Source organism: Zoogloea sp. (genome assembly GCF_017302315.1).
In the GTDB taxonomy this organism is placed as follows: domain Bacteria; phylum Pseudomonadota; class Gammaproteobacteria; order Burkholderiales; family Rhodocyclaceae; genus Zoogloea.
The window spans coordinates 1-7,487 of sequence record NZ_JAFLDT010000129.1 but is presented as its reverse complement, the minus strand read 5'-3'; the positions used below and the strand labels follow the sequence as shown (position 1 = coordinate 7,487).

7 protein-coding genes are annotated in these 7,487 nt (G+C 66.8%); 4 read left to right on the top strand and 3 right to left on the bottom strand.

The annotated features are described in order from the left end of the window. Nucleotides 1–1,731, top strand: a 1,731-nt coding sequence (locus J0L98_RS20705; RefSeq protein WP_296414034.1) for an EAL domain-containing protein, incomplete at its 5' end; no start/stop codon positions are given. Here the strand turns inward: J0L98_RS20705 and J0L98_RS20700 are convergent. The 3 genes from J0L98_RS20700 to J0L98_RS20690 are packed head-to-tail and all read right to left on the bottom strand — an operon-like array spanning nt 1,692 to nt 4,354. Further along, nucleotides 1,692–2,297 carry a TetR/AcrR family transcriptional regulator gene (locus J0L98_RS20700; RefSeq protein WP_296414033.1) on the bottom strand — a complete coding sequence of 202 codons (606 nt, stop codon included), beginning with the start codon at nt 2,295–2,297 and terminating at the stop codon, nt 1,692–1,694. The two genes, J0L98_RS20705 and J0L98_RS20700, sit on opposite strands and share 40 nt — an antisense overlap. A 13-nt stretch (nt 2,298–2,310) precedes the next feature. Next, nucleotides 2,311–3,426, bottom strand: a complete 1,116-nt coding sequence (dmpG, locus tag J0L98_RS20695) for a 4-hydroxy-2-oxovalerate aldolase (RefSeq protein ID WP_296414031.1) — start codon at nt 3,424–3,426, stop codon at nt 2,311–2,313. A 10-nt stretch (nt 3,427–3,436) separates the two neighbouring features. Beyond that, the gene (locus J0L98_RS20690; RefSeq protein WP_296414030.1) at nt 3,437–4,354 is read right to left on the bottom strand and encodes an acetaldehyde dehydrogenase (acetylating); all 918 of its coding nucleotides are present in this window, start codon (nt 4,352–4,354) and stop codon (nt 3,437–3,439) included. Between the two features lie 321 nt (nt 4,355–4,675). Between J0L98_RS20690 and J0L98_RS20685 the strand changes: the two genes are divergently transcribed. The 3 genes from J0L98_RS20685 (at nt 4,676) to J0L98_RS20675 (ending at nt 7,353) form a co-directional block, all read left to right on the top strand. Next, complete coding sequence (locus J0L98_RS20685) at nt 4,676–5,977, top strand: amidase (protein WP_296414028.1); 1,302 nt, start codon at nt 4,676–4,678, stop codon at nt 5,975–5,977. A gap of 26 nt (nt 5,978–6,003) precedes the next feature. Further along, a complete protein-coding gene (locus tag J0L98_RS20680; protein ID WP_296414026.1) occupies nt 6,004–6,441 on the top strand; it encodes a hypothetical protein in 438 nt (145 codons plus the stop codon). Nucleotides 6,442–6,564: 123 nt separating this feature from the next. Further along, nucleotides 6,565–7,353: a fumarylacetoacetate hydrolase family protein gene (locus J0L98_RS20675; RefSeq protein WP_296414024.1), complete on the top strand. Its 789-nt coding sequence runs from the start codon at nt 6,565–6,567 to the stop codon at nt 7,351–7,353. Nucleotides 7,354–7,487: the final 134 nt, after the last annotated feature.

The following is a 7,487-nucleotide window of genomic DNA, read 5'->3' as shown; positions in this document are numbered from 1 at the left end:
GCCAGGCATGGTGAATGGGCGCGTCAGTTCCTGATCGTGTTTGCGGTGCTGGGGCCGGTATGGGTGGTACCCGTGATCGGGCGCCTGCGCCAGATGCGCTGGACCCGCCTGTCCTTCCAGGCCACGCAGGCAGGCGAAAACGTGAGCGAGGTGCTCAACCTGATCGTCCCGACGCTGCTCGCAGCGGTCCTGCTGGCGATCACGGTGGAGGCCGCGGGTATGGCCATCACGGCCTTGCCCGTCGGAGCGGTGGGGCTGGACTGGGTCCAGGGCATGCCTGCGGTGCTGGTCGGGGTCATCTATTGCGTGCTCAACACGGCCCTGTGGGGCATTGGCGTGCATGGCTACTATGCGCTGCTCCCGCTTTTCGAGGTGTTGCCGGTGGTGCCTTCAGCGGCCGACCCGGTGACCCGCAGTCTGCTGGGGGCCTTCGTCTTCCTGGGCGGCAGCGGAGCGACCGCCTCCCTGATCGGTGCCCTGCTGCTGGCGAGCCGCAGCCGCAAGCACCGGATGATCGCCGCTGCCAGCATCCTGCCGGCCCTGTTCAACATCAATGAACTGCTGCTGTTCGGGCTACCGCTCATCCTCAATGTCCGCCTTTACCTGCCTCTGCTGCTGGCGCCACTGGCCAACCTGATGGTGACCTATGCGGCCATGCGTCTGGGCTGGGTGCCGCCGGTGAGCGTGGATCTCCCATTCAATACCCCGATCGGCCTGAATGCCTTTGCCGGCACCGAAGGCAGCCTATCCGCCATCCTGCTGCAGTTCTGCAACCTTGCGCTGGGAGTGGCGATCTATGTGCCCTTCGTGATCGCCTGGGAGCGCCGGGTGAGCCGTGGGGTGGGCGACTCCGAGGCGCCGATCCTGCGGGCCCTGGACACCAGCTTCAGCCGCCGTGAGGAGGAGGCGGGCTTCCTGCTGGATGACCCGGTCGGCGTGACCCAGCGCAAGTGGCTCGAGAAGCGCATGCTGGATGCCCGCCTGATGAAGTACGCCGACCTGGAGTTCACGCTCCACTACCAGCCCAAGGTCGATCCCCTGAGCCGCCGGGTCATCGGCTGCGAGGCCCTGCTGCGTCTGGTGGATGGTGACGGGAACATCCAGTTGCCCGGTGACTTCCTGAACGACCTGGACAAGGCGGGCTTGAGCCGGGAGGTCGATGAATGGGTCATGCAGGCTGCCGTGGCGCAGCTTTCCGACTGGCTGGCAACCGGTGTGGAGGCTCCCTGTGTGGCGGTCAACATCGGTGTAGCCAGTCTCATGGACCCGGCCACCGTGTCGCGCCTGGCCAGCCTTGCCGCGCCCTATCCGGGGCGGCTCGTGGTGGAGATCACCGAGCAGGCCCTGCTGGCCGACGAGGCCCAGATTCAATGGGCCCTCGGCACGCTGAGGGCCGCCGCGCTGAAGATCCACATCGACGATTTCGGTACCGGGTATTCATCTCTCAGCTACCTCCATCGCTTCGATGTGGATGGAATCAAGATCGACCGCAGCTTCACGGTGTCGCTCCACTCCGAACGGGGCCGGTGTGTCTTCTCGGCCATGTGTGGGCTGGCCGAACAGCTTGGATTGGCCCTGGTGGTGGAGGGGCTGGAAGACCGATGGCAGCTCGAGCTCCTGCCCGTGCAGTCCGATCTTTCGGTGCAGGGCTGGTACTACGCCAAGGCCCTTCCGCCGGCCGCCTTCGTCGACTACGCGGCCGGGTGGGCCGGGGGGGCGCAAGCCGGGTGAGAGGCGAGATCTTGCAGCCAGCAGGCGATGCTGCTGATCTCTCGGGCGCCGATCGAAGGGTCTTCGAGGGCCTGGGCCATGATGGCCGCACCCTGCACCCGGACGAGCAGGTGGGTCGCCAGCGTGATCCCCTGGTCGGGGTGACCCATTTCTGCAAACTGGCTGGCCAGCCAGTGCTGATGGAGCATGAACTCCTCCCGAGCATGTTGCAGGACCGGACTCTGCATCCTGGCGAGTTCGATGCAGAGGGTGCCGACGCTGCAACCGTGTTGCAGAACTTCGCCCTGATCGTCCAGCTGTGACCGCACGAAGCCCATGAGCCGCTGCATGGGTGACGCAGCGTTCATTTCCAGCTGGCTCAGCAGGGCGACCGAGCGGGCAAGCCGGCTGTCGATCACCGCGATCAGGAGCTCGCTCTTGGTCTTGAAGTGATAGAAGAAATTCCCTTTCTTGAGCTTGCCTGTGCAGGCGATGTCAGAAAGGGACGTATGCCCGAAGCCGTGCCCGTAAAACAGCTGGTGGGCCGCCTCTACAATTTCGTCCCGGGTTCTCCGGTCGTGAGTCATCCCTGCCCCCGGCCTACAGCAGCCCCCGCTCCCGGGCCATGGTGATGGCCGTATCCTCGATCATGTCCTCCTGGCCGCCGACCATGCCGCGGCGGCCCAGCTCGACCAGGATGTCGCGGGCCGGGATGCCGTACTTGGCGCTGGCGCGCTTGGCGAAGAGCAGGAAGGAGCCATACACGCCGGCATAGCCCAGGGTCAGGGCGTCCCGGTCGATGCGGATCGGGAAGTCCATGATCGGCACCACCAGGTCTTCGGCCACGTCGGTGATCTTGGCCACATCCACCCCGGTCTCGATGCCCATCAGGCTGCACACGGCGATCAGCACCTCCATCGGGGTGTTGCCGGCCCCGGCACCGAGGCCTGCGGCTGCGGCGTCGATGCGCGTGGCGCCCACTTCGATGGCGGCGATGCTGTTGGCCACGCCCATGGCCAGGTTGTGGTGGCCGTGGAAGCCGAGCTCGGTCTCGGGCTTGAGGGCCTCGCGCACGGCGCTCAGGCGGGCCTTGACGGTGTCCGGCAGCAGGTGGCCGGCCGAGTCGGTGACGTAGATGCAGTTGGCCCCGTAGCCTTCCATCAGCTTGGCCTGCTTGACCAGCCCTTCGGGGCTGTTCATGTGGCTCATCATCAGGAAGCCGACGGTGTCCATGTCGAGCTTCCTGGCCAGGGTGATGTGCTGTTCGGACACATCGGCCTCGGTGCAGTGGGTGGCCACGCGGATGGTGTTGACCCCCAGGTCCTTGGCCATCTTCAGGTGATCGACGGTGCCGATGCCCGGCAGCAGCAGGGCCGAGACCTTGGCCTGCTTCATCAGCGGGATGACGGTGGACAGGTATTCCTCGTCGGTGTGGGCCGGGAAGCCGTAATTCACCGAGCTGCCGCCCAGGCCGTCGCCGTGGGTCACTTCGATCAGCGGCACGCCGGCGGCATCCAGGCCGGTGGCGATGCTCTTCATCTGTTCGAGGGACATCAGGTGACGCTTGGGGTGCATGCCGTCACGCAGGGTCATGTCGTGGACTGTTACGGCCCCTCGTCCGCCCTGCCGGGCGGCCGATCCCCCGAGGGGATCTCGCCCTGCTTCGGGCGGCCGGGCGCCGGGCTCGTTGGTGACTTTCTTGCCTTTGAGATCCATGGTGTGTTCCTTACGCGGCGGCGGTGGGTTCGAGCTTGAGGTCACCGGCCAGGATCGCCTCGGCGAACATTTCGGCGGTGCGGGCGGCGGCGGCGGTCATGATGTCCAGGTTGCCGGCGTACTTGGGCAGGTAGTCGCCCAGGCCTTCCACTTCCAGGAAGACCGACACGCGATTTCCGTCGAACACCGGGCCATTGACCAGCCGGTAGCCGGGCACGTACTTCTGCACTTCGGTGATCATCGCGGCGATGGAGGCGCGGATCTCGTCCTGCTTCGGCTCGCCCTCGACCAGGCAATGCACCGTGTCGCGCATGATCAGCGGGGGTTCGGCCGGGTTGATGATGATGATGGCCTTGCCCTTCTTGGCGCCGCCTACCTTCTCGACCGCGCCGGCGGTGGTGCGGGTGAATTCGTCGATGTTCTTGCGGGTGCCCGGGCCGGCGGACTTGCTCGACACGGTGGCGATGATCTCGCCGTATTCCACCGGTTGGACGCGGCTGATTGCGGCAACCATCGGGATCGTCGCCTGGCCACCACAGGTGACCATGTTGACGTTCATCTCCCGTTGGCCGACGTGCTCGACCAGGTTCACCGGCGGCACGCAGTAGGGGCCGATGGCGGCCGGGGTCAGGTCGATCATCAGCACGCCCAGCTCATTGAGCTTGCGGCTGTTCTCGGCATGCACGTAGGCGCTGGTGGCATCGAAGGCGATCTGCACGCCGTCGGCCTTGATGTGCGGCAGGAGTCCGTCCACGCCCTCGGCGGTGGTCTTCAGGCCCATCTCGCGGGCCCGCTTCAGCCCGTCCGATTCCGGGTCGATGCCCACCATCCACACCGGCTCCAGCACCGGGCTGCGCTGCAGTTTGGCCAGCAGATCGGTGCCGATGTTGCCGGGGCCGATCAGGGCGCATTTGATCTTTTTCGTCATGGCTCTCTCTGGGTTGTGGGATGCAGCACGCACGGCGGAGGGGGGAGGGAGGGGACCAGGAGAAGATCCCCCGGCTCCACCGTGCGGCTGCAATCTTTGGTTTTGTTTTGCGTTGAATTTAGTCTAAAAGTAAATTGACTTTAAATCAAACGAGAAGGAAACTTCAATCGCCAATCGTCGCCGAAAGAGCTTCGAGCCGGTGCCGGGCTGGCGGAAGTGCCTGCTTGAGATCAAGCGGATGCACCGCATTCCCGGCCGGACAGACCCCTTCCCGGTGAGGCCCCCCGCCACACCCAACCCCTATCAGGAGAGTGATTGCAGATGGACAATCTGGTCAGCATCAGCGCGTCGGAAGCCGCCCGGCGCATTGCCAAGGGAGCGCTCAGCTCGGTGAGTTATACCGAGGCACTGCTTGCCCGCATCGCCGAGCGGGAGGCCTCCGTGGGGGCCTGGATCCATATCGATCCGGCGGCGGCCCTGGCTCAGGCGCGCGCCGCGGATGCGCGTCCGCCGGTAGGCCCTCTGCACGGCGTGGCCGTCGGCTTGAAGGACATCATCGATACGGCCGACATGCCCACCGCCTACGGCTCGCCGATCTACGCGGGCCACCGTCCGGGGCAGGACGCGCCTTCCGCGGCCCAGTTGCGGGCCGCTGGTGCGGTGATCCTGGGCAAGACGGTGACTGCAGAATTCGCCACCTACCATCCGGGCAAGACCGCCAACCCCCACAACCTGGCCCATACGCCGGGTGGCTCGTCCAGCGGCTCGGCGGCGGCGGTGGCCGATTACCATGTTGCCCTGAGCCTCGGTACCCAGACGGCCGGCTCCATCATCCGGCCGGCCAGCTTCAACGGGATCATCGGCTACAAGCCGACCTTCGATGATTTCAACTATGGCGGCCTGCACGCCCTGGCGCCGTCCCTCGATACCCTGGGCGTGTTCGTGCGCCACTTCGAGGATCTGACCCTGTCGCGTCAGGTCATGTCGCGCAGCCAGCTGGTACGTGCGCCGTCCGCGCCGGCCAGCACCGCGCCGCGGATCGGGGTGTGCCGCACGCCGATGTGGGACAAGGCCGATGCCGACATGCAGGAGGCCTACCTGCGTACCGTCGAACGCCTGGGCAAGGCCGGCGCCACCCTGGTGGACATCGTGCTGCCGCCGTCCTTCACCGCCCTGATCGAAGCCCAGACCCTGATCTTCATGGCGGAAGGCGCCCGCCATCTGGAGCGGGAGTGGCGCGAACAGCCCGACCTCCTCAGCCCCGAGCTGCGCGCCCTGCTGGAGCGGGGCCGGGCCTGCTCCGATGCGGCCATCGCCGAAGCCCAGGCGCTTGCCGTGCAATGCCGTGCCGAGTTGGCCGACATCCTGCGCGGGGTGGACGCCCTCATCGCCCCGGCGGCGATCGGTGAAGCGCCGAAGGGCCTGGCGGCCACTGGCGATCCCCTGTTCAGCCGGATCTGGACCTTCCTGCACGTGCCTTGCATCAGTTACCCGGTGGGCCGCGGCGACCAAGGGCTGCCCCTCGGTGTGCAGGCCATCGGCGCCCATGGCGACGATGACCGCCTGATCGGCACCGCCTGGTGGATGGCCGAGCACTCGGCCGAATGGACCCCGGTTATCTGAACGCCCGACCTCGAAAGGACACAAGCATGGCTACCCCCCACAAGGAATTCGACGCCCAGCAGAAGGCCTGGTACGAGGCCGCGTGCGCCCGTATCGACGCCGCCCGCCTGCAGCAGCTCAACATGCAGCTGGTGGACATCCACAGCCCCACCGGCGCAGAGCGCCAGGCCAGCGAGTTCATGGCTGACTACATGAGCCGCATGGGCCTGAAGGCCAGCTACCAGCCGGTCAATCCGATCACCGGTAATGCCTGGGGCCGGCTGGCTGGCGATGGCAGCGGCCCGGCGCTGATGCTCTACGCGCCCATCGACACCCACATCGAGGCCATCCCCGAGCACGACATCCCCTGGGTCGGCCCCGAACTGCGGGCCGACATGCTGCCCAAGGCCGAGGCCCGCGGCGAGCCGCTGCTCAACGTCGTGCGTCCGCCACGTTCCGCAGTCGCGGAACGGCACGCGTCATGACCGCCGGCATCAAACGGCCAGGGCACGATTCGAATCCACGCTGCCTTCGCCCGCGTGGCGGCCGGACCGACCTCAGCTGCAGTCTTTCCTTCGATTCAAGACCGTCCTAGGAGCACCCGACCCATGGATTCCGCCGCCACCCTTGCCGCCGCCCGTTTTCTCTGGGAGTCCTGGCAGGGTTCCCGGAAGATCGACGCCCTCCCCGCCCACCTGCGTCCGGCAACGGAGGAAGACGGCTTTGCCGTACAGAGCCAGCTGCCCTCCGTCGCCGGCGCGAGCCGGGTCGGCTGGAAGATCGCCGCCACCAGCACGGCCGGCCAGCAGCACATCGGCGTGCCGGGACCGCTGGTGGGGACGCTCCTTTCCACGCGCGTCAAGCCCAGCCCCGCGCGCTTCTCCCTCGCCGGCAACGGCATGCTGGTGATGGAGGCGGAGTTCGCCTTCCGCATGGGCCGGACCCTCGCGCCAAGGTCGAGCGAGTACACGGTCGACGAAGTGCTCGCAGCCGTGGAATCGCTGCATCCGGCCATCGAGGTCCCCGATTCCCGCTATGCCGATTTCGTGAAGGCGGGAGGGCCGCAGATCCTGGCCGACCACGCCTGCGCCTGCTGGTGGACGTCCGGCCCGGCGACCACGGCGGACTGGCGCTCCATGAATCTCGCGGAACACCCCGTCACCGTCCGGACCGATGGCAAGGTTTCCGCGCAGGGGGCCGGTCGCAACGTCCTGGGGGATCCCAGGCTGGCCCTGGCGTGGATCGCCAATCGCCTGTCACGCTTCGGCGTGCCCCTGTCCGCGGGCGAAGTCGTGACGACAGGCACCTGCATCGTCCCGATGACGGTGCGTCCCGGCGAAACCGTCGTGGCCGACTTCGGCCCGATCGGCTCCGCCGAGGTCAGTTTCGACGCATGACGGGACACCCGGCCGCCATGGACATGCCCCGGCCACTCAAGTGGTCCGTGCACTATCCACGGTCCTTCCTGAAGCTGATCACGGTCGGCTTCCTGCTGGTCGCGCTGCCGCTCATCCTGGCGATCGTGAACAAC